The following is a 21,599-nucleotide window of genomic DNA, read 5'->3' as shown; positions in this document are numbered from 1 at the left end:
TGGCGATGAACCTCAGCGCGCCGTTTGTTCGCCGCCCGATTGCAACCACCTTGATGGCGGCCGGCCTCGCGTTGTTTGGCGCGCTGGCCTTTATGCTGTTGCCGGTGGCGCCGCTGCCGGAGGTGGATTTCCCCACCATCAGCGTCAGCGCCTCGTTGCCCGGTGCCGATCCCACCACGGTTGCCAGTTCGGTGGCCACGCCCCTGGAGCGGCAGTTCGGGCAGATCGCCGGGGTCACGCAGATGACCTCGTCCAGCAGCCTCGGCTCGGCGCGGATCATCTTGCAGTTCGACCTGAACCGCGACATCGACGGCGCCGCCCGGGACGTGCAGGCCGCGATCAACGCCGCCCGCAGCAACCTGCCCAGTGACCTGTCGGGCAACCCGACGTACCGCAAGGTCAACCCGGCCGACTCGCCGATCCTGATCATCAGCCTGACCTCCGACAGCGCCACGCCGGGGCAGATGTATGACGTGGCCTCGACCCTGCTGGAGCAGAAGTTGTTGCAGACCACCGGCGTCGGTGACGTGACGGTGGGCGGCGGCGCGCTGCCGGCGGTGCGGGTGGAATTGAACCCCGACCGGCTCAACCAGTACGGCGTCAGCCTGGAGCAGGTGCGCCAGGTGATCAACGCCTCCAACGTCAACCTGCCCAAGGGCAACGTGGCCATCGGCGACCGTAACTACGGGATTGCGGCGAACGACCAGTTGCTCGATGAAAAGGACTATGGGCCACTGGTGGTCAAGGCCCACAACGGCGACCTGATCCATATCTCCGACCTGGGCTACGTGCGCGAAGACGTGCAGGACCTGCGCAACTTCGGCCTGTCCAACGGCAAGCCGGCGGTGTTGCTGGTGGTGTTCAAGCAGCCGGGGGCCAACGTGATCGAAACGGTGGACGCGGTGAAAGCCTCGCTGCCTTTTTTGCAGAGCTCGATTCCGGCGACGATCAAGCTCAGCCTGCTGATGGACCGCACCACCACCATTCGTGCCTCGTTGCACGACGTGGAAGTGACCTTGCTGGTGTCGATCCTGCTGGTGACCCTGGTGACGTTCGGTTTCTTCCGCGACTGGCGCAGCACCCTGGTGCCGGCGATCGTGGTACCGCTGTCGTTGCTTGGCACCTTCGGCGCGATGTACTTCCTCGGCTACAGCCTGAACAACCTGTCCCTCATGGCGCTGACCATTTCCACCGGCTTCGTGGTGGACGATGCCATCGTGGTGGTGGAAAACATCATGCGCCACCTGGAGCGCGGCAAGACCCGGGTGGAGGCCGCGCTGGAAGGGGCCCGTGAAGTCGGCTTTACGGTACTGACCATCAGCGTGTCCCTGGTGGCGGTGTTTATTCCGCTGCTGCTGATGGGCGGGATTGTCGGGCGGCTGTTCCGTGAGTTTTCGGTGTCGTTGTCGGTGGCCATCGTGATCTCGATGCTGATCTCCCTGACCGTTACGCCGATGCTCGCCAGTGTGCTGCTGCGGGCGCCGAAGGAGATTCACCAAGGCAACGAACACCCGGATTCGCGCTTTCACCGCTTCTACGATCGCACCCTCGGCTGGGTGATCGACCATACGGTGCTGATGGGCTTTGTCACGGTGCTGGTGATCGTCCTCGCTGGCGTGCTGTACGTGCTGGTGCCCAAGGGCTTCTTTCCCCAGGAAGACACCGGACGCTTGCAAGGCAGCATCCTGGCGAACCAGAGCATTTCCTACGGGGCAATGCAGAAGGACTTCACCGAGATCAACCGCAAGGTGATGAAGAACCCGAACATCGAAACCGTGGCTGGCTTTGTCGGGGGTGGCGGAGGCGGCGGCGGGGCGGTCAACAGCGCGCAGATGTTTGTCTTGCTCAAGCCCCTGGGCGACCGCAAGGACAACGCCACCGAGGTGATCGGGCAGATCCGGCGCAGCCTTGGCGACCTGCCGGGCACCAAGCTGTATTTGCAATCGGCCCAGGACATCACCGTAGGTGGTCGGCAAAGTGGCGCGCAATACCAGTACACCCTGACCGCCGATGACCAGGAATCCCTGGACGAATGGGTGCCCAAGGTGGTGGAGGTGCTGCACAAGTTGCCGCAACTGACCGACCTCAATACCGACCAGCAGGACAACAGCCTGCTGGCCAATGTGCAGATCAATCGCGACACGGCGGCGCGCCTCGGGGTGAGTATCTCGGCGGTCGACCAGGCGCTGTACGACGCCTTTGGCCAGCGCCAGGTCGCCACCCTGTATCGCGCGGCCAACCAATACCACGTGGTGATGGAAATCGCCCCGGAATACTGGACCGACCCTTCAGCGCTCAAAGGTATTTACGTGCCGACGGGCACCCAGGCCACGGCCACCAAGGGCACCACGGCAGCGCCCAACCTGACCACTCAACAGACCCTGGTGCCGCTGTCGGCCCTGGCGGACAACACGGTGGCGCGCACGGCGATTTCCATCAGTCACCAGGGCACGTTCCCGGCGGTGACGGTCTCGTTCAACCTGGCCCCCGGCACGTCCATCGGCCAGGCCACGGCAATGGTGGACGACGCGGTGAAGCAGCTGCGCATGCCCGCCAGTGTGGTGGGCCAGTTTGCCGGTACGGCCCAGGTGTTCCAGTCGTCGGTGGCCAGCGAACCGTTGCTGATCGTCGCCGCGTTGCTCTCGGTGTATATCGTGCTGGGCATCCTCTACGAAAACCTGATGCACCCGCTGACCATCCTCTCGACCTTGCCCTCGGCCGGTGTCGGTGCGCTGATTGCCTTGCTGCTGACCGGCACCGAGCTGTCGATCATTGCGCTGGTGGGGGTGATTCTGTTGATTGGTATCGTGAAGAAGAACGCGATCATGATGATCGACTTCGCGATCACCGAGCGGCGGGAGTTCGGCCTCACGGCCAAGGAAGCGATTCGCCGGGCCTGCCTGATCCGTTTTCGGCCGATCATGATGACTACCCTGGCGGCGATTCTTGGCGCGCTGCCGCTGGTGCTGGGCACCGGCTACGGTTCGGAGCTGCGCCGGCCGTTGGGGATTTCGATTATTGGTGGCCTGCTGTTCAGCCAGGTGCTGACGCTGTACACCACCCCGGTGATCTACCTGTGGCTCGACCGGGCGTCACAGCGCCTGGGTCGGCGTAAGGAAGCAAGGTTATGAATGTGAAATACAGCGTGCTTTGCATCAGCCTGCTGCTCGGCGGCTGCATGGTCGGGCCCGATTACCAGAAGCCCGCCATGGAGCTGCCGCAGTCATTCAAGGAAGGCGCGCAGTGGCAGCGTGCGGCGTCGAATCCCCAGGGGGCGATGGACAGTCAGTGGTGGCTGGCCTATCAGGACCCAGTGTTGAACGACCTGGTGGCGCGCTCGGCCAAGGCCAACCAGTCGATCATCGCGGCGGAGGCCGCTTATCGTTTGGCCCAGGCGCAGGTGGCGTCCAGTCGTGCAGGGTTGTGGCCGACCGTCGGCGTAGGATTGTCGGGTTCGCGGGGGTCGACAGGCAGCGGCAGCGGTACGTCGACTACCGGTACCACGACGGGCGGGGTCTCAAACAGTGTCAGCGCGACCTTGACCGCCAGTTGGGAGCCGGACCTGTGGGGCCTGGTGCGGCGCGGGATCGAGTCCAGCCAGGCCACCGCCCAGCAGTCCGACGCATTGCTGGCCGGGGTGCGGTTGTCCATCAGTTCCAGCGTCGCCAGCAACTACCTGGCCCTGCGGCAGATGGATATCGACGTGCGCCTGTTGCAACAACAGCAGAAGATCAATCAGCAACTGCTGGACATGATTCAGGTGCAGTTCACCCAGGGCGTCGCCACCAACGACCAGTTGCTGGTGGCCCAAGACCAGTTGACCACCTCGATCGCCGATCTACAGACCTCGCTGCGTGACCGCGAGCAGTACGAACATGCGCTGGCCGTGCTGGTGGGCGTGGCGCCGAGCGAGTTTGCCGTGGCTGTGCGGGATGACTACAGCTTCGTCCTGCCGCGCCCCCCTTTGACCTTGCCATCGACCCTGCTGCAACGGCGTCCCGATGTGGTCGCGGCGGAGCGCTCGGCGGCGGCGGCCAACGCGAAAATTGGCGTGGCTGAAGCCGCATTCTTCCCGACCCTGGACCTCACCGCTGAAGCCGGCTATCGGGGCAGTGCCCTTGGCGGGCTATTCTCGCTGCCCAATCGCATCTGGACCCTGGGCCCGGCCCTGGCGGAAACCCTGTTTGACGGCGGCGCCCGTGAAGCGGCGGTCAAGCAGGCCGAGGCCAGCTACGACCAGATCGCCGCCAATTACCGGGGCACCGTGCTCAGTGCCTTGCAGAACGTCGAAGATAACCTCTCGGCAATCAACCACCTGCAAACCCAGGCCGACGCCTTCCAGCAGGTCTACCAGCGCAACCAGCAACTGTTCGGCAGCCAGGAGGCGCAGCTGCGCGCCGGCACCGTCAGCCAGGAAGCCGTGCTGACCCAGCAACTGGTGTTGCTGCAAGCCGAGCAGAATCTTCGCGACACCCAGGGCCAGCTCAGCCAGGGCAGTGTGGCGCTGATCCAGAGCCTGGGCGGTGGTTGGCAAACCCCTCAGCACTGAACGGCTCGCTAACCCGGTGTGCGCCGCGTTATTCTCGGCGCACTTTGAATCACGGGAAGCCTGAGCCATGGCAGGAAGCAGTTTGCTGGTATTGATCGACGACATCGCTGCGGTGCTCGACGATGTGGCGTTGATGACCAAGATGGCTGCGAAGAAAACCGCCGGCGTGTTGGGGGATGACCTGGCGCTGAATGCCCAGCAAGTCTCCGGGGTGCGCGCCGAGCGGGAGATCCCGGTGGTGTGGGCGGTGGCCAAGGGCTCCTTCGTCAACAAGCTGATCCTGGTGCCGGCTGCCTTGCTGATCAGCGCGTTTGCGCCGTGGGCGGTGACGCCGTTGTTGATGCTGGGCGGCGCTTATTTGTGTTTTGAAGGTTTCGAAAAGCTCGCCCATAGCTTCTTCCACAAGCGCACCGAAGAACAGGCGCACCTGGTGGAAGCCGTGTCGGATCCGGCCACTGACCTGGTGGCCTTCGAGAAGGACAAGATCAAGGGCGCGATCCGTACCGATTTCATCCTATCTGCCGAAATCATCGCCATCACCCTCGGCACCGTGGCCGATGCGCCGCTGATGCAGCAAGTGATCGTGTTGTCGGGTATCGCCATCGTCATGACCATCGGCGTCTACGGCCTGGTGGCGGGTATCGTCAAACTTGATGATCTGGGCCTGTGGCTCACCCAGAAGCCCGGCCAGGCGGCGCGCAGCATTGGCGGGGCGATCTTGCGGGCGGCGCCGTACATGATGAAAAGCCTGTCGGTGATCGGCACGGCGGCGATGTTCATGGTCGGCGGCGGGATCCTGACCCACGGTGTGCCGGTGGTGCATCACTGGATCGAGACGGTGAGCCAGAGCACCGGCGGGCTGGCGTGGTTGATGCCGACGTTGCTCAATGCGGTAGCGGGGATCATTGCCGGGGCCGTGGTGTTGGCGGTGGTCAGCGTGGTGGGTAACCTCTGGAAGCGGGCGAGGGCGTAGGCAATTGATCGAGCGACGGCAGTTCAGCGGGGGCATGAAAGGCAAGAACCTCCGTTACCTGAATGAAAGTCCCGGCGAGGCCCGTCAGACGGTGCGTGCGGGATTTGTGTTGCTCGAACATTTCTCGCTGCCGGCGTTTACCCAGGCGCTGGATACGCTGATCACCGCGAACCTGCTGCGGCCCGCGTCGTTTTCTACCTCGACCTTCGGCTTGCAGGAAGGCGAGGTGACCAGCGACCTGGGGTTGGTGATCCGGCCCGATGCGCGGCTTGAGTCTTCGGTGCTTAAAGAGTTGGACCTGCTGGTGATTTGTGGTGGCTATCGCACCGAACTGAAGGCCTGCGACGAATTCATCCATCTGCTGAGAAGCGCTGCGGAGCAGGGGGTGAACCTCGCCGGTTTGTGGAATGGTGCTTGGTTCCTCGGGCGTGCGGGTTTACTGGGGGGCTACCGATGCGCCGTGCATCCGGAACATCGCCCGGCCTTGGCCGAGTTCTGCAAGGCGACCCAGGTCAGCAGCGAGCCGTATGTGATTGACCGCGACCGGTTGACGGCATCGAGTCCGTCCGGGGCGTTTCATATGGCGCTGGACTGGATCAAGGGGCTGTACGGTAAAGCGTTGGTGGAGGGGATCGAGGACATCCTGGCGTTTGAGGAGTCGCGCTACCGGCGGGTGAAACCGACTGAGAACGTCTGCTTGAGCGCGCCGTTGCGCGAGGTGGTCAACCTGATGGACGCCAACCTCGAAGAGCCTCTGGAACTTGAGCAACTGGCCGTCTATGCGGGCCGTTCCCGGCGCCAGTTGGAGCGCTTGTTCAAGGAGCAACTGGGCACCACACCTCAGCGTTATTACCTGGAACTGCGCATTACCGAGGCTCGCCGGCTGCTTCAACACACCGAGCTGTCCCAGGTGGATGTGCTGGTGGCTTGCGGGTTTGTCTCACCAAGCCATTTCAGCAAGTGCTACAGCGCCTACTTTGGCTACAGGCCGTCCAAGGAAAAGCGGTTGGTCAAATAACCGCGACATTGGCATTCGCAAAAAATATAGATACGATGCTAATCATTAGCTTGCTATCTATATGCGGGTTCCATGAAATCTTCCACCTTTCAGCTCCCTGATTTCTGGCAAGCGACGCTGGCCCCGTCCCGCAACGATCTGCTGTTTGCCTTGCGCAACATGATCGCCGGCGGGGTCGCGTTGTACCTGGCCTTCTGTTTTGACTTGCAGCAGCCTCAATGGGCTTTGACCACGGTGTTTATCGTTGGCCAGTCCACCAGCGGCATGGTCTTGGCCAAAGGCGCGTATCGGCTGGTAGGCACGTTTGTCGGGGCCATGGTCTCCATCGCGATGATCGGCGTGTTTGGCCAGGCACCGCTGTTGTTTCTGCTGTGCATGGCGCTGTGGCTGGCGTTCTGTACCACCGGGGCTTCGCTGCTGCGCAATCACGCGTCCTATGGTTTTGTACTGGCGGGTTACACCACGGCGATTATCGCGTTGCCGGCTACCGCAGCACCTCTGGGGGTGTTCGATGAGGCGGTGGCACGCTGTCAGGAGATTAGCCTGGGGATCCTTTGCGCCTCCATCGCCAGCACGATTTTATGGCCCCGCCGGGTGGAGCAGGTGTTGGCGGTTCAAGCGCGGGCCGCGTGGCAGGCCGGGGTGCGCGCCGCGGCTTCGGAGCTGTTGGGCAATGATCAGCGTAAAGGGTTGCTCGAAGCGTTGAGCCGCCTGGTGGCGGTGGACAGCCAGCGCGACCACGCCTGGTTTGAAGGGCCCAAGGGCCGACGCCGCTCCCAGGCCTTGCGCGTGCTCAGCCGTGACCTGCTCAGCCTGCTGCGGGCGGCGCGAGGTGTGGCGCGCCAGCGGATGATGCTCGATGAGACGGCAGCGGTGGTGCCACTGATTGAAGAGGTGGCGGGTGCGTTGCAGCAGGAGCGTCTCGATGACCTGCCCGAGCTGGCGCAACGGCTTGGCCTGGTCTTGCAGGATTCGCATCTTGGCCAGGAGGCGCACTTTTGCCTGATGCAACTGGCTCGAGTACTGCGTTTGATTGAGCTGGGGGGATTGACGCTGGTCGCGGTCGAAGAAGGCAGGGTGCCGCCCGGCGCGCCGGGGGCGATGTCCTGGCACCGGGATATTGAGCAGGGCGTGCTCGGTGGGTTGCGCAGTGCCTTGGCGTTCCTGGCGGTGGCGGCGTTCTGGATCTTTACGGCATGGCCTTCGGGGTTGGGCGCGGTGTCGATTTGTGGTGTGGTGCTGAGCCTGTTTGCGGCACGGGAAAACCCGTCGGCCTCAAGCCTGAATTTCCTCAAGGGCATTGCGCTTTCGATCCCGGTGGCGGGGTTTGTGTGCTTCGTGCTGTTGCCCGGCTTCGATGGCTTTCCCTTGTTATGCCTGGCGTTGGGCGTGCCGCTGTTTTTCGCTTCGCTGTGCATGAGCCGCCTCAAACTGGCGGCGACGGCTTCAGCGTTCTGCATCTTTTTCGTCAACAACGTCGGGCCCAGCAATGTGATGACCTACGACTTCGCCGCCTTCCTCAACAAGGCCATTGCGACGTTGGTGGGGGTCGGGATCGCCGTACTGGTGTTTCGGCTGATCCAGCTCAATCCCGGTGAGCATCACTATCGGCGGATGTTCAAGGCGTCGTTGTTCGACCTGGCGCAATTGACTTCCCGTCCCTTGGAGCAGGCTGAAAGCTGGTTTGGCGGGCGCATGGCGGACCGGCTGATTCGCTTGTCGCGCTACAGCGAAACCTTGCCTGCTGATCGCCGTGCCCATTGGGACAATGGATTGCTCGGGCTGGACCTGGGGGATGAGTTGCTGGAATTGCGTGCCTGCCTGGCGGGCAGCCGGGGCGCGTTGGCGATTGAACGCGATCGCTATTTGCGGGCGTTGGAGACGGCGCTGGAGGAGGGTGGACCGAGCGTGGCGAATGAGTCACTGATGGATGCGGCCAGCGTTGCGATGCTTGAAGCCCTTGAGCAGCCTTCGGTGCTGGCTGGGCAGGACCGGGATATGGCCAGGGCGGCCGTGCTGCAATTGCGGTTTACGTGGCGGAAGTGGTGTCGGCGGGGGATGTAGGCGCTGGCAAGCCAGCGCCTACAGGGGGGATTACTCGGCGATCTGCAACTTGCGCGCCTCGGTGTACACGTAGCGCACCTTTTCATATTCGAACGGCGAGTTCATCTGGCCGTAGCGGAAGCTGGTCTGGTAGCGCTTGTCGACAGCACGCAGGGCCCAGATTTCCGGGTGGTTTTCGCTGACCTTGGACACGTTCAGGAAGTTGATCTCGGTCTCGGCGCCGTAGTCCACCAGCAGGCCGGTGGTATCCCGCAGGTTGGAGGGGCCGAAGAGCGGCAGCACCAGGTAGGCGCCGCCCGGTACACCGTAGAAGCCCAGGGTCTGGCCGAAGTCTTCGCTCTGGCGCGGCAGGCCCATGGCGGTGGCCGGGTCCCACAGACCGGCGATGCCGATGGTGGTGTTGAGCAGCAGACGCCCGGTGGTTTCCAGGGAACGGTGGCCCTTGAGCTGCAGCAGGCTGTTCAACAGGTTGGGCACATCCCCCAGGTTGTTGAAGAAGTTGCTGACGCCGGTGCGCAGGAAGCTTGGGGTGACATAACGGTAACCGTCCACCACCGGCAAGAACACCCACTGGTCGAAGCGGTAGTTGAAGTGGTACACCCTACGGTTCCACGACTCCAGCGGGTCGTAGACATTCAGGGCGTTGACCGACGAACGCTCGAACTCACGCTGGTCCAGGCCGGGGTTGAACTTGAGATGGCTCAGTGGCTCCTTGAAGCCGTCGGAGTCCACTACAGTCGGCGTGTGGGCCTTGCTGTTGTCGGCATTGGCCACGCCCGCGCACATCAGGGCGGCGAGCAGCAGAAGATATTTAGCCACGGAAGAACTCCAGCATGGCGTCGGCGTTGACGCGGTAATTGAGGTTGCCGCAATGGCCGCCCAGGGGGTAGACGGTCAAGCGATCGCCGAAGGTTTTACGCAGGAAGCCAAGGTCGCCCGGGCCCAGGATCACGTCGTCGGCGTTGTGCATGACGGCGATTTTCGGGCTGTCGTGCAGGTAGTCCTTGAGGGCATACAGGCTGACCTGGTCAACCAGTTGCAACAGGCTGCCACCGTCGGAACGGGCACGCCACATCGGGATCACCTGTTCGGTGAGGTAGCAGTCGAAGTCGCACTGCAGCGCACGCTTGAGGAACGGGGTGAGGCTGGTGCCTTCGCTGATCGGGTACTTGGGCGGGATGATCAGGCCGCGGCGGTTGATCAGGTCCGAGGTGAAGGCAATGTCGGCCGCCGAGAAGCGGAACGAAGTGCCGATCAGCATCGCCATCTGTTCGTTGGTCAGGTGTTCCTTGGAGTTCTGGAAGTCGTAGAGCAGTGCATCGTTGAGGTCGATGTAGCCCTTTTGCTGGAAGTAGCGGGTCAGCTTGTTCAACACCAGTTCATAGAAGGTGGTGCTGTTGTTGATGCCCTTCACTTCGGTCTGCACCAGCTTGTCGAGGTTGGTGATCGAGGTATAGAGGTTGACCGGCGGGTTCAGCAGCAGGACTTTCTTGAAGTTGAAGCTGCGACGGGTTTCGTCCAGCTTGCTGACAAAGGCTGCGTCGAGGGCGCCGAGGCTGTAGCCGGTGAGGTAGAAGTCGGTCACGGGCAGCGTCGGGTTTTGCGCACGTACGGCCTGCATCACGCGGTACATGTCTTCGGCGTCTTCCTGGCTGATGCCGGGCGTGGCGAAGCGCGAGGCGGCGGCGATGAAGTCGAAGCTGGTGGGGGACGACAGCTGGACGACGTGGTAACCGGCCTTGTAGTACAGCTTTTTCAGGTATTCGTTGATGGTGCTGTCAAAGCGTGCGCCGGTGCCGGCGATCAGGAAGATCAGCGGTGCGGCGCGGTCTTGCTTGGCGATGCGGTAGGTGAGTTTCTTCACTGCCCAGAAATTGTCGGGAAGGCTGAATTCACGCTCGGGGCGCATCGTCAGGGTGTAGTCGGACTGATTGATTTCATCGTCGGACGGCAGTTCCGGCCGCAGGTTCGGCGGGGTGGTCGCGATGGTCGCTTCAAATGGGTTGGTCAAAGGGTAGCCATAGCTGGCCTGGTCGATATCGACCGCCAGTGCTGACGCACTCAGAAAAAGGCTGCCCAACAGGGCCGCACAGCGCAAGGAACGGAGCATGACTAAATCCCTAAGAGGAAAACGTGCTGAAGTGGAGTTCGCAGGCTATGACCACCGCGTTGCTGCCGAAGTGCCAGCCTTCGGCACGAAAAGTCGGAAAAAACGTCGGAATCGGGGTAATAGTAGCCAGACGATACACTTTGGCACGCACTAATGAATACTTATCTGTTTCCAAGCCTTGCCAACGGCTGCCGGGGGATTAAGCTGGGCGCCGTTTTCGTCTATCGGAGTGCCTCATGTCCCGCCGTTTTCCGCTGATTCTGTTGCTTATTGCCCTGCCGCTTTGGCTGGCCGCCAGTTATGGCGCGCGTTACGGATTCATGGAGGACGGCCGCTGGGTGGGCATTTGTGCTGACGAGGCCAGCCGCTGGGAATGCCAGGTGCGTTCCAACCTGGGGCTGATGATTCACTTCAAGGTGCTGGGCTGGGCGGCGTTGATCACGTCGGTGCTGGCGTTTTTTGTGCCGGGCCGAGCCGGGTGGGGGTTGGCGGTGTTGGCGCTGGTGTTCGGGTTTCCGGCGTTGGCGTTGTACAACACGACCTTTGCGGTGTTTGCGGTGGTGATTGCGGGGTTGCGGTTGGTCAGGGCGCCTCGGGCAGCCTGACAGGGCCCCATCGCAGGCAAGCCAGCTCCCACATTTGACCGTGTTCACAGATCCAAATGTGGGAGCTGGCTTGCCTGCGATAGCGGTCTTAAGCCTTGCGCACCCGCAAGCATCGCCACAACGCTACAACCATGAGCAGGCTCACCACTGCCCAACCCCACGCCTGTTGGTTCATCAGCCCTTCACGGAACAACTGCGGCGCAATACCGGCACCGATGATGAACGCCAGCAATGCAATCTCCCGCCGCAGCCCGCTCACCGGACGCACCAGGTACACCAGCGCCGGCAATACCAGCGCGGCACTCGGGAAGCTGCGATAACGCGGGTCAAACACCAGCGCCAGCATCATGACCGCACCGGCGAACCCGGCGATTGCCACCAGCCAGCCAGCGCGTTGCTCGATCCAGTTGAAGGCGCGTTCACGCCAACCTTCTCGTGCACTCAACGCCAGGGCGGCGTGAGCCAGTACCGCAAGGTTCAAGGCCACCAGCAATCCAGCCCACACCCACTCATCGGTGAAGCGCGCTGTGACCCGGTTCAATTCGCCCCAGGTGCCGATTGAGCAGGCAGCGACGGCACCGAGCAACGGCAACACCAACGCAGCACGGGTGGTGCGTACGCGGCCGCCCAACAGCAGCGTACCCAGCAGGATAATCCCGCCAACCCCCAGCCAAACCGGCCAGTACGGCACATTGGTCACCGGGCCGGCGAGAACGCCCTTGTCCTGGCGATCCGCATCGAACAGACCCCAGTAACCACCCACAGCACCTTCGCTGGCGCGTTTCCACGGCTGGTCAAACGCTTCGATCAGGTTGTAGTGCCAGCCATTGGCTTCAGCCATGGCCACGAACCCGCGCATGAACTTGGCTTCGTTGACCCGGCTCGGCACTGCGGTTTCCCGCTGACGGCCTTCGCTCGGCCAGCCGGTCTCGCCGATCATCACGTCCTTGGGGGCGAACTTGTTGCCGAAGGTCTGGCGCACATCGCCCACGTGCTTGAGCGCCTGGTCGATGCCCGACGGGTCATCTTCCCAGTAAGGCAGCAGGTGGATGGTCAGGAAGTCCACGGCCGGGGCGATTTCCGGGTGTTGCAGCCAGAACTCCCACACATCGGCGTAGGTGACCGGTTGCTTGATATGGTCCTTGACGTGATGGATCAGCTTGACCAACTGCCCGGCGGTGACTTCCTTGCGCAGCAGGGTTTCGTTGCCGACGATCACCGAGGTGACGACGTCGGGGTTGGCATTGGCCGAAGCGATCAGTGCCTCGACTTCCTTGGCGGTGGCCACCGGATCACTGCTGACCCATGCGCCGCTCATCAGCTTCAGGCCGTGTTTGCGCGCCAGTGCCGGCAAGTCTTCAAGGCCGGTCTGGGAGTAGGTGCGGATGCATTCGAAACGGGTGGCCAGCAACGCCAGGTCGGCGTCCATGCGCTCGGGGCGCAGTTTGAACGGCTGGTCGAACGGCGATTGGTCTTTGTCGAAGGGCGTGTAGGACGCACATTGCAGCTTGTGGCTGGCGCTGGCCACGTCCGGCAGCACCACCGGTTGGCCAAGGCCGTACCAATAGCCGCCGAGGGCCAGCACACCGAGGATCAGGGCAAATAAATAGGGCAGGAGCGGGAAACGTGCAGTCGCGGGCATGATCAGGCCGTCTGGGGGCAAAGGCGCGCATCTTACCCGGATTTGAGCCGTCCCAGTGGGGCCGCATAATTTTGACATGCAAAGTTCGGGCGGGATCGTCGGTGAATATCCTACAAATCATCCTGCTGGCGATGTGATGTCGTTTCTTGCTTACCTGAGGTCGCAGTCAGAGCAGGTCGCTTGTGGCAGCAGGTTGATGATCGAAGTGTCAGCCCTCCACTGACGAGGCACCCACGTGATTGATGCGCGTGAAGGGGGCGCGGTGCACCACATAACAACAGGTTGACGTCGCTCGGCATCCGCCGGGCGCAGCACTTTCGGGGAAGCACTATGAAGATGCGACGACTCTTGGGCGCAGCTGCCACTCTGGTAGTTGCGATGAGCTCCACACTGGCCAGCGCCGACAGCAAAACCCTGAGCATCGGCTATGTGGATGGCTGGTCGGACAGTGTCGCCACCACCCACGTGGCGGCAGAAGTGATCAAGCAAAAGCTCGGTTATGACGTGAAACTGCAAGCGGTCGCCACCGGGATCATGTGGCAAGGCGTGGCCACCGGCAAACTCGACGCCATGCTCTCCGCCTGGCTGCCGGTGACCCACGGTGAATACTGGGCCAAGAACAAGGACAAGGTGGTCGACTACGGCCCCAACTTCAAGGACGCCAAGATTGGCCTGATCGTGCCTGAGTACGTGAAAGCCAAATCCATCGAAGACCTCAAGACCGATACCACCTTCAAGAACAAGATCGTCGGTATCGACGCCGGTTCAGGCGTGATGCTCAAGACCGATGAAGCGATCAAGGCCTATGGCCTGGACTACAAGCTGCAAGCCAGTTCGGGCGCGGCGATGATCGCCGAGCTGACCCGTGCCGAAGACAAACAGGAATCCATTGCGGTCACCGGTTGGGTGCCACACTGGATGTTCGCCAAGTGGAAACTGCGTTTCCTGGACGACCCAAAAGGAATTTATGGTGCTGCTGAAACCGTCAACAGCATCGGCAGCAAAGGCCTGGAAAAGAAAGCCCCGGAAGTCGCGGCGTTCCTGAAGAAATTCCAGTGGGCCTCCAAGGATGAAATCGGCGAAGTCATGCTGGCGATCCAAGAGGGCGCCAAGCCTGAAGCGGCGGCCAAGGATTGGGTGGCCAAGCACCCTGAGCGTGTCGCCGAGTGGACTGCTAAATAAGACCCTTGTGGGAGCTGGCTTGCCTGCGATGCAGACGCCTCGGTGCACCTGATGTATCGAGGTGATCCCATCGCGGGCAAGCCCGGCTCCCACATTATTTCGCCCCGCCAATTATTCCTGCGCCTTCAATATCCCTCGCTACACTCCTTCTACTACTAAGGTCGTCTGGAACCTGTTCTTCAGCCGCATACAGTGGATATGTTCCAATAATAAAAAGCTGTGCTGCGAGGATAAAAACAATGAACGACAGCATTTACCTCTCGATTCAAAACAGCCCGCGTTTCAAGGAGCTGGTTAGTAAAAGGGAAAGATTCGCCTGGATTCTCTCGGCAATCATGCTTGGGCTGTACTCCGCTTTCATTCTTCTGATTGCCTATGGGCCGCAAATACTGGGGGCCAAGATCAGCCCCGGTTCGTCCATCACGTGGGGGATCCCAATCGGGGTCGGGCTGATTGTCTCGGCTTTCGTCCTCACCGGCATCTATGTACGACGCGCCAACGGCGAATTCGACGACCTGAACAATGCGATTCTCAAGGAGGCTGCGCAATGATCCGTCGTCTATTGGCTGTACTCGGCGCTTCGGCCTTTGCACCTGCCGTTTGGGCGGCCGATGCATTGACCGGCGAAGTGCATAAACAACCGCTGAATATCGCAGCGATCCTGATGTTCGTGGCCTTTGTTGGCGCGACCTTGTGCATCACCTACTGGGCGTCCAAGCGCAACAAGTCGGCGGCCGACTACTATGCAGCGGGCGGCAAGATCACCGGGTTCCAGAACGGTTTGGCGATTGCCGGTGACTACATGTCGGCGGCGTCCTTCCTGGGGATTTCCGCGCTGGTGTTCACCTCCGGCTACGACGGCCTGATCTACTCGATCGGCTTCCTGGTGGGCTGGCCGATCATTCTGTTCCTGATCGCCGAGCGCCTGCGTAACCTGGGCAAATACACCTTTGCCGACGTGGCGTCCTACCGCCTCGGGCAAACCCAGATCCGCAGCCTGTCGGCCTGTGGCTCTTTGGTGGTGGTGGCGTTCTACCTGATCGCGCAGATGGTCGGCGCGGGCAAGCTGATCCAGCTGCTGTTCGGCCTTGATTACCATGTTGCGGTGATCCTGGTGGGCATCCTGATGTGCCTCTATGTGTTGTTCGGCGGCATGCTGGCGACCACCTGGGTACAGATCATCAAGGCAGTGCTGCTGCTGTCCGGTGCCTCGTTCATGGCGCTGATGGTGATGAAACACGTCAACTTCGACTTCAACATGCTGTTTGCCGAGGCGATCAAGGTTCACCCTAAAGGTGAAGCGATCATGAGCCCGGGCGGCCTGGTGAAAGACCCGATTTCGGCGTTCTCCCTCGGCCTGGCACTGATGTTCGGTACCGCTGGCCTGCCGCACATCCTGATGCGCTTCTTCACCGTGAGTGACGCTAAGGAAGCTCGCAAGAGCGTGCTGTATGCCACTGGCTTCATCGGCTACTTCTATATCCTGACCTTCATCATCGGCTTCGGCGCGATCCTGCTGGTCAGCACCAACCCGGCGTTCAAGGATGCTGCAGGTGCCTTGCTCGGCGGTAACAACATGGCGGCGGTGCATCTGGCCAACGCGGTGGGCGGCAGTATCTTCCTGGGCTTCATCTCGGCCGTGGCGTTTGCCACCATTCTGGCAGTGGTTGCCGGTTTGACCCTGGCGGGTGCTTCGGCGGTGTCCCATGACCTGTACGCCAGCGTGATCAAGAAAGGTAAGGCCAACGAGAAGGATGAGATTCGGGTATCGAAGATCACCACCATCGCCCTGGCAGTGCTGGCGATTGGCTTGGGCATCCTTTTTGAAAGCCAGAACATTGCGTTCATGGTAGGCCTGGCGTTCTCCATTGCGGCGAGCTGTAACTTCCCGGTGCTGCTGCTTTCCATGTACTGGAAAAACCTCACCACCCGCGGTGCAATGATTGGTGGCTGGCTGGGCTTGATCAGCGCCGTTGGCCTGATGATCCTCGGCCCAACCATCTGGGTCTCGATCCTGCACCATGAGAAGGCGATTTTCCCTTACGAATACCCGGCGCTGTTCTCGATGATCATCGCGTTCATCGGCATCTGGTTCTTCTCCATCACCGACAAGTCGGCGGCGGCAGAGAAGGAGCGTGCGCTGTACTTCCCGCAGTTTGTGCGTTCGCAGACTGGCCTGGGGGCGAGTGGGGCGGTAAGCCACTAAGCGTGTAACCGTTACAAAAAAAAGGCCCCGGTCGTGAGATCGGGGCTTTTTTTTGCCTTTATTGGTAACGAATACGACAAAACTGTTTCTCAAATCCGGTACAAATAAAAACGGCCTCCCTATCAAAGGAGGCCGTTTTCGGTGTGGCCAAGTAGCGGTTAGCTTACTTGCGGTCTTCCAGCTTGGTGATGTCACGCGACTCGTAGCCGGTGTACAGCTGGCGCGGGCGGCCAATCTTGTACGGGCTGGAGAGCATTTCTTTCCAGTGGGAGATCCAGCCCACGGTCCGCGCCAGGGCGAAGATCACGGTGAACATGCTGGTTGGAATGCCGATCGCCTTGAGGATGATCCCCGAGTAGAAGTCGACGTTCGGGTACAGCGAGCGCTCGATGAAGTACGGGTCGGTCAGGGCGATCTCTTCCAGGCGCATGGCCAGTTCGAGTTGCGGATCGTTCTTGATCCCCAGCTCCTTCAACACTTCGTCGCAGGTCTTCTTCATCACGGTGGCGCGCGGGTCGCGGTTCTTGTAGACCCGGTGACCGAAGCCCATCAACTTGAACGGATCGTTCTTGTCCTTGGCCTTGGCGATGAACTTATCGATGTTGGATACATCGCCGATTTCATCGAGCATGGTCAATACGGCTTCGTTCGCACCGCCGTGGGCAGGGCCCCACAGTGCGGCGATACCGGCGGCGATACAGGCGAACGGGTTGGCACCCGAAGAGCCCGCCAGGCGCACGGTAGACGTCGAGGCGTTCTGTTCGTGGTCGGCGTGGAGGATGAAGATCTTGTCCATCGCGGCGGCCAGCACCGGGCTGATCGGTTTGATCTCGCACGGGGTGTTGAACATCATGTGCAGGAAGTTTTCCGCGTACGTCAGGTCGTTGCGCGGGTACATCATGGGTTGACCCATGGAGTACTTGTAAACCATTGCGGCCAGGGTAGGCATCTTGGCAACCAGGCGGATCGCGGAGATTTCGCGATGCTGCGGGTTATTGATGTCCAGGGAGTCGTGATAGAAGGCCGACAGGGCGCCGACTACGCCGCACATGACGGCCATTGGGTGGGCGTCGCGACGGAAGCCGTTGAAGAAGGTCTTCAACTGCTCGTGAACCATGGTGTGGTTCTTCACGGTGCTGACGAACTGGGCCTTTTGCTCGGCTGTTGGCAATTCGCCATTAAGCAGCAGGTAGCAGGTTTCCAGGTAGTCCGACTGTTCAGCAAGCTGTTCGATCGGGTAGCCGCGGTGCAGCAAGATACCGTTATCACCGTCGATATAGGTGATCTTCGACTCGCAAGAGGCGGTCGACATGAAGCCTGGGTCAAATGTAAAACGGCCCGTGGCCGTCAGGCCCCGTACGTCGATAACATCGGGACCAACGGTGCCGGTTAAAATGGGCAGCTCGACGGGGGCTGCGCCCTCGATGATCAACTGCGCTTTTTTGTCAGCCATGTGGCCTCCTATTTATGCTTCAAATCATCAGACAGACCCCCCACGCAGGGCCCGCACCACTATAGTGAGATAAATTCAGATGTCAATTTGCCTAAAGTCTTGCTCCAGAAGGCTTTAACCGTACTTTTTCCTCGAAATTACCTGCCATTTACGCCTTTTATGCCGCCAGCGCAATGCGCTATTAGGGTGAGGAGTGCGCGTTGTCATTAGTTGCCTAACTGTCTATACTCGGCCTCCGACCGCCAGGGGCTTTTGGGCCCGTTTTGATGGGGGTCGCACTCCCTGGGTGGTGGTTACCTGACCAGTGCACTCCCCAACAACTTTGCCCTGATTGTTAGGGGCTCTTCAGTGTGAAAAAAAGCCGTGAATAGCCAACGACCTGTAAACCTAGACCTAAGGACCATCAAACTCCCCATCACCGGCGTAACGTCGTTCCTGCACCGTGTATCCGGCATCATCCTGTTTCTTGGCCTGGGCATCATGCTTTATGCATTGAGCAAATCCCTGGGTTCGGAAGAAGGGTACGCCGAGGTGAAGGCATGCTTGACCAGTCCGCTGGCCAAATTCGTCGCCTGGGGCCTCCTGTCCGCTCTGCTTTATCACCTTGTGGCCGGTATTCGCCACTTGATCATGGACATGGGTATCGGTGAGACGCTGGAAGGCGGCAAGCTGGGCTCGAAAATCGTCATCGCCATTTCCGTGGTGCTGATCGTTCTGGCGGGAGTTTGGATATGGTAACCAGCGTTACGAACCTGTCGCGTTCGGGCCTCTATGACTGGATGGCGCAACGTGTGTCTGCGGTTGTTCTCGCGGCTTATTTCATCTTCCTGATCGGGTACCTCGCGGCGAACCCTGGCATTGGCTACGCCCAATGGCACGGCCTGTTCGCTCATAACGGGATGCGCATCTTCAGTCTGCTGGCCCTTGTAGCCCTGGGCGCTCACGCCTGGGTTGGCATGTGGACCATCGCGACCGACTACCTGACGCCGATGGCGCTGGGCAAGTCCGCGACAGCAGTACGGTTTCTCTTCCAGGCAGTATGCGGCGTCGCGATGTTCGCTTACTTCGTCTGGGGTGTGCAGATTCTTTGGGGTATCTGATTCATGGCTAACACAGTTAATACGCTTTCATTCGACGCCATCATCATTGGCGGCGGCGGTGCCGGCATGCGCGCTGCGCTGCAACTGGCCCAGGGCGGTCACAAGACTGCCGTGATCACCAAGGTGTTCCCGACCCGTTCCCACACCGTTTCGGCCCAGGGTGGCATCACCTGCGCCATCGCCTCCGCCGATCCAAACGATGACTGGCGCTGGCACATGTACGATACCGTCAAGGGTTCCGACTATATCGGTGACCAGGACGCTATCGAATACATGTGCTCCGTAGGCCCGGAAGCGGTCTTCGAGCTGGAACACATGGGTCTGCCGTTCTCCCGTACCGAACAGGGCCGCATCTACCAGCGTCCGTTCGGCGGTCAGTCCAAAGACTTCGGTAAGGGTGGCCAGGCCGCTCGTACCTGTGCCGCAGCCGACCGTACCGGTCACGCGCTGTTGCACACCCTGTACCAGGCCAACCTGAAGGCCGGCACCGTATTCCTCAACGAATACTACGGCGTCGACCTGGTGAAGAACGAAGACGGTGCCTTTGTAGGCATGATCGTTATCTGCATCGAAACCGGCGAAACCTCTTACGTGCGGGCTAACGCCACCGTATTGGCGACCGGCGGTGCAGGCCGTATCTACTCTTCGACTACCAACGCACTGATCAACACCGGTGACGGTATCGGCATGGCCCTGCGTGCAGGCGTCCCGGTACAAGACATCGAAATGTGGCAGTTCCACCCGACCGGCATCGCCGGCGCCGGTGTACTGGTTACAGAAGGTTGCCGTGGTGAAGGTGGCTACCTGATCAACAAGAACGGCGAGCGCTTCATGGAGCGTTATGCTCCGAACGCCAAAGACCTCGCCGGTCGTGACGTTGTAGCCCGTTCCATGGTTAAAGAGATCATCGCCGGTAACGGCTGTGGTCCCGATGGCGACCACGTAATGCTGAAGCTCGATCACCTCGGTGAAGAAGTGCTGCACAGCCGTCTGCCAGGCATCATGGAGCTGTCCAAGACCTTTGCCCACGTTGACCCGGCTGTTGCGCCGATCCCGGTTGTTCCAACTTGCCACTATATGATGGGCGGCGTTGCCACCAACATTCATGGCCAGGCGATCACCCAGGACGCCGACGGCGTTGACCAGATCATCCCTGGTCTGTTCGCCGTAGGCGAAGTGGCCTGTGTATCGGTTCACGGTGCCAACCGCCTGGGTGGCAACTCGCTGCTCGACCTGGTGGTATTCGGTCGCGCCGCCGGCCTGTTCCTGGAACAGACCCTCAAGGAAGGCGTTGATTACGCGCGTCCACGCCAGTCCGACATCGACGCTGCCCTGGCGCGTCTGGATGGCCTGAACTCGCGTACCGAAGGCGAAGACGTTGCCTCGCTGCGCAAAGAGCTGCAAAGCTGCATGCAGAACTACTTCGGTGTGTTCCGTACCGGCGAATACATGCAGAAAGGTATCGCCCAGCTGGCTGACCTGCGTTCGCGCATCGCCAACGTCAAGATCAACGACAAGAGCCAGGCGTTCAACACCGCTCGAATCGAAGCCCTTGAGCTGCAAAACCTGCTGGAAGTGGCTGAAGCGACTGCGATCGCCGCCGAGGTTCGTAAAGAATCCCGTGGTGCTCACGCTCGTGAAGACTATGAAGACCGCGACGACGAAAACTGGTTGTGCCACACCCTGTACTTCCCGGGTGACAAGCGCGTAACCAAGCGTGCCGTGAACTTCTCGCCGAAGACGGTTCCGACGTTTGAACCGAAGATTCGGACTTACTAAGGGTGGCTGCCATGTTGAAAGTCAGTGTTTATCGCTACAACCCTGATCAGGACGCTGCGCCGTTCATGCAGGAATTCCAGGTCGATACCGGTGGTAAAGACCTGATGGTGCTGGATGTGCTGGCCCTGGTTAAAGAGCAGGACGAAGGTTTCTCCTATCGTCGCTCTTGCCGTGAGGGTGTTTGCGGCTCCGACGGCATGAACATCAACGGCAAGAACGGCCTGGCGTGCATCACGCCGCTGTCTTCCGTGGTGAAAGGCAACAAGTTGGTTGTTCGTCCGCTGCCAGGTTTGCCGGTTATCCGTGACCTGGTCGTCGATATGAGCATCTTCTACAAGCAATACGAGAAGGTTAAGCCATTCCTGCAGAACGACACGCCGGCTCCGGCCATCGAGCGTCTGCAGACTCCGGAAGAGCGCGAGAAGCTGGACGGTCTGTACGAGTGCATCCTGTGCGCTTGCTGCTCGACTTCCTGCCCGTCCTTCTGGTGGAACCCCGACAAGTTCCTGGGCCCAGCTGCCCTGCTGCAAGCGTACCGCTTCCTGGCAGACAGCCGTGACACCAAGACTGCCGAGCGTCTGGCTTCGCTGGATGACCCGTTCAGCGTATTCCGCTGCCGCGGGATCATGAACTGCGTCAACGTATGTCCTAAAGGCCTGAACCCGACTAAGGCCATTGGTCACGTACGTAGCATGCTGCTGCAAAGCGGCGTGTAACCGACGTTGTAGTAAAAGCAGGACCGTTGTGCCCGTAGATGCTACGGCGCAGGCTTCAACCGGCGCCGTAGTTTTAACTTGAGCAGCGACTTACAAAGACGCGGCTCTTATTTTGAAGAAATGAGACAAGCAGGGGCATTCGGGTTGGTACCCGAACTATCAGCGTGATCCTAAGTGGCTTGTTTTGGTCGCTGCACTTGGC

Annotated in this window: 17 protein-coding genes; 13 read left to right on the top strand and 4 right to left on the bottom strand. The window is 60.7% G+C overall.

The window, feature by feature from the left end; translation table 11 throughout:
* Nucleotides 1-5: 5 nt before the first annotated feature.
* From K0H47_RS04030 to K0H47_RS04010, 5 genes are all read left to right on the top strand, one after another.
* Nucleotides 6-3,131, top strand: a complete 3,126-nt coding sequence (locus K0H47_RS04030; RefSeq protein ID WP_177025445.1) for an efflux RND transporter permease subunit — start codon at nt 6-8, stop codon at nt 3,129-3,131.
* Nucleotides 3,128-4,549 (top strand): efflux transporter outer membrane subunit, encoded by a 1,422-nt coding sequence (locus K0H47_RS04025; RefSeq protein WP_093207573.1) that lies wholly within the window; start codon nt 3,128-3,130, stop codon nt 4,547-4,549. Before K0H47_RS04030 ends, K0H47_RS04025 begins: the two co-directional genes overlap by 4 nt.
* A 67-nt stretch (nt 4,550-4,616) precedes the next feature.
* Entirely contained in the window at nt 4,617-5,522 is a 906-nt protein-coding gene (locus K0H47_RS04020) for a DUF808 domain-containing protein (protein ID WP_177025435.1), read from the top strand.
* Between the two features lie 34 nt (nt 5,523-5,556).
* Nucleotides 5,557-6,540: a GlxA family transcriptional regulator gene (locus K0H47_RS04015; RefSeq protein ID WP_063028194.1), complete on the top strand. Its 984-nt coding sequence runs from the start codon at nt 5,557-5,559 to the stop codon at nt 6,538-6,540.
* A gap of 72 nt (nt 6,541-6,612) precedes the next feature.
* Nucleotides 6,613-8,604 (top strand): FUSC family protein, encoded by a 1,992-nt coding sequence (locus tag K0H47_RS04010; RefSeq protein ID WP_177070620.1) that lies wholly within the window; start codon nt 6,613-6,615, stop codon nt 8,602-8,604.
* A 30-nt stretch (nt 8,605-8,634) separates the two neighbouring features.
* On the opposite strand, the gene K0H47_RS04005 is transcribed toward K0H47_RS04010, so the two are convergent.
* The gene (locus K0H47_RS04005; RefSeq protein ID WP_003210582.1) at nt 8,635-9,423 is read right to left on the bottom strand and encodes a VacJ family lipoprotein; all 789 of its coding nucleotides are present in this window, start codon (nt 9,421-9,423) and stop codon (nt 8,635-8,637) included.
* Nucleotides 9,416-10,714, bottom strand: a complete 1,299-nt coding sequence (locus K0H47_RS04000) for a serine protein kinase PrkA (RefSeq protein ID WP_010166231.1) — start codon at nt 10,712-10,714, stop codon at nt 9,416-9,418. Before K0H47_RS04000 ends, K0H47_RS04005 begins: the two co-directional genes overlap by 8 nt.
* A 236-nt stretch (nt 10,715-10,950) precedes the next feature.
* Between K0H47_RS04000 and K0H47_RS03995 the strand changes: the two genes are divergently transcribed.
* Nucleotides 10,951-11,319 (top strand): hypothetical protein, encoded by a 369-nt coding sequence (locus K0H47_RS03995; RefSeq protein WP_063028197.1) that lies wholly within the window; start codon nt 10,951-10,953, stop codon nt 11,317-11,319.
* Between the two features lie 88 nt (nt 11,320-11,407).
* On the opposite strand, the gene K0H47_RS03990 is transcribed toward K0H47_RS03995, so the two are convergent.
* On the bottom strand, nt 11,408-12,961 hold the full coding sequence (locus K0H47_RS03990; RefSeq protein WP_093210195.1) for a glycosyl hydrolase family 17 protein: 1,554 nt from the start codon (nt 12,959-12,961) through the stop codon (nt 11,408-11,410).
* 330 nt (nt 12,962-13,291) lie between these two features.
* Between K0H47_RS03990 and K0H47_RS03985 the strand changes: the two genes are divergently transcribed.
* From K0H47_RS03985 to K0H47_RS03975, 3 genes are all read left to right on the top strand, one after another.
* Nucleotides 13,292-14,143: a glycine betaine ABC transporter substrate-binding protein gene (locus tag K0H47_RS03985; RefSeq protein WP_026077970.1), complete on the top strand. Its 852-nt coding sequence runs from the start codon at nt 13,292-13,294 to the stop codon at nt 14,141-14,143.
* Nucleotides 14,144-14,382: 239 nt separating this feature from the next.
* On the top strand, nt 14,383-14,694 hold the full coding sequence (locus tag K0H47_RS03980; RefSeq protein WP_003210577.1) for a DUF485 domain-containing protein: 312 nt from the start codon (nt 14,383-14,385) through the stop codon (nt 14,692-14,694).
* A complete protein-coding gene (locus K0H47_RS03975; RefSeq protein WP_003210576.1) occupies nt 14,691-16,349 on the top strand; it encodes a cation acetate symporter in 1,659 nt (552 codons plus the stop codon). Before K0H47_RS03980 ends, K0H47_RS03975 begins: the two co-directional genes overlap by 4 nt.
* 163 nt (nt 16,350-16,512) lie before the next feature.
* Here K0H47_RS03975 and gltA read toward each other — a convergent pair whose 3' ends face one another.
* Nucleotides 16,513-17,802 (bottom strand): citrate synthase, encoded by a 1,290-nt coding sequence (gene gltA / locus K0H47_RS03970; protein ID WP_003210575.1) that lies wholly within the window; start codon nt 17,800-17,802, stop codon nt 16,513-16,515.
* A 363-nt stretch (nt 17,803-18,165) separates the two neighbouring features.
* Here gltA and sdhC point away from each other — a divergent pair, with 363 nt between their 5' ends.
* The 4 genes from sdhC to K0H47_RS03950 are packed head-to-tail and all read left to right on the top strand — an operon-like array spanning nt 18,166 to nt 21,397.
* Entirely contained in the window at nt 18,166-18,540 is a 375-nt protein-coding gene (sdhC, locus tag K0H47_RS03965) for a succinate dehydrogenase, cytochrome b556 subunit (RefSeq protein ID WP_008433998.1), read from the top strand.
* Nucleotides 18,534-18,902 (top strand): succinate dehydrogenase, hydrophobic membrane anchor protein, encoded by a 369-nt coding sequence (gene sdhD, locus K0H47_RS03960; RefSeq protein WP_003210573.1) that lies wholly within the window; start codon nt 18,534-18,536, stop codon nt 18,900-18,902. Before sdhC ends, sdhD begins: the two co-directional genes overlap by 7 nt.
* Nucleotides 18,903-18,905: 3 nt before the next feature.
* Nucleotides 18,906-20,681, top strand: coding sequence for a succinate dehydrogenase flavoprotein subunit (sdhA, locus tag K0H47_RS03955; RefSeq protein ID WP_063028200.1), 1,776 nt, complete (start codon nt 18,906-18,908; stop codon nt 20,679-20,681).
* Nucleotides 20,682-20,692: 11 nt separating this feature from the next.
* Nucleotides 20,693-21,397, top strand: a complete 705-nt coding sequence (locus K0H47_RS03950; RefSeq protein ID WP_003210571.1) for a succinate dehydrogenase iron-sulfur subunit — start codon at nt 20,693-20,695, stop codon at nt 21,395-21,397.
* The last annotated feature ends 202 nt before the right edge of the window (nt 21,398-21,599 follow it).

The sequence above is a fragment of the Pseudomonas sp. Xaverov 83 genome, assembly GCF_019352905.1.
Classification (GTDB): Bacteria; Pseudomonadota; Gammaproteobacteria; order Pseudomonadales; family Pseudomonadaceae; genus Aquipseudomonas; species Aquipseudomonas yamanorum.
The sequence above is the reverse complement of the archived record's forward strand: the minus strand, read 5'-3'. Positions and strand labels throughout refer to the sequence as shown.

Coding starts and splice junctions, on each gene's coding strand:
- K0H47_RS04030 (WP_177025445.1), top strand. CDS start 6: ATGAACCTCAGCGCGCCGTTTGTTCGCCGCCCGATTGCAACCACCTTG.
- K0H47_RS04025 (WP_093207573.1), top strand. CDS start 3,128: ATGAATGTGAAATACAGCGTGCTTTGCATCAGCCTGCTGCTCGGCGGC.
- K0H47_RS04020 (WP_177025435.1), top strand. CDS start 4,617: ATGGCAGGAAGCAGTTTGCTGGTATTGATCGACGACATCGCTGCGGTG.
- K0H47_RS04015 (WP_063028194.1), top strand. CDS start 5,557: ATGAAAGGCAAGAACCTCCGTTACCTGAATGAAAGTCCCGGCGAGGCC.
- K0H47_RS04010 (WP_177070620.1), top strand. CDS start 6,613: ATGAAATCTTCCACCTTTCAGCTCCCTGATTTCTGGCAAGCGACGCTG.
- K0H47_RS04000 (WP_010166231.1), bottom strand. CDS start 10,714: ATGCTCCGTTCCTTGCGCTGTGCGGCCCTGTTGGGCAGCCTTTTTCTG.
- K0H47_RS03995 (WP_063028197.1), top strand. CDS start 10,951: ATGTCCCGCCGTTTTCCGCTGATTCTGTTGCTTATTGCCCTGCCGCTT.
- K0H47_RS03990 (WP_093210195.1), bottom strand. CDS start 12,961: ATGCCCGCGACTGCACGTTTCCCGCTCCTGCCCTATTTATTTGCCCTG.
- K0H47_RS03985 (WP_026077970.1), top strand. CDS start 13,292: ATGAAGATGCGACGACTCTTGGGCGCAGCTGCCACTCTGGTAGTTGCG.
- K0H47_RS03980 (WP_003210577.1), top strand. CDS start 14,383: ATGAACGACAGCATTTACCTCTCGATTCAAAACAGCCCGCGTTTCAAG.
- K0H47_RS03975 (WP_003210576.1), top strand. CDS start 14,691: ATGATCCGTCGTCTATTGGCTGTACTCGGCGCTTCGGCCTTTGCACCT.
- gltA (WP_003210575.1), bottom strand. CDS start 17,802: ATGGCTGACAAAAAAGCGCAGTTGATCATCGAGGGCGCAGCCCCCGTC.
- sdhD (WP_003210573.1), top strand. CDS start 18,534: ATGGTAACCAGCGTTACGAACCTGTCGCGTTCGGGCCTCTATGACTGG.
- sdhA (WP_063028200.1), top strand. CDS start 18,906: ATGGCTAACACAGTTAATACGCTTTCATTCGACGCCATCATCATTGGC.
- K0H47_RS03950 (WP_003210571.1), top strand. CDS start 20,693: ATGTTGAAAGTCAGTGTTTATCGCTACAACCCTGATCAGGACGCTGCG.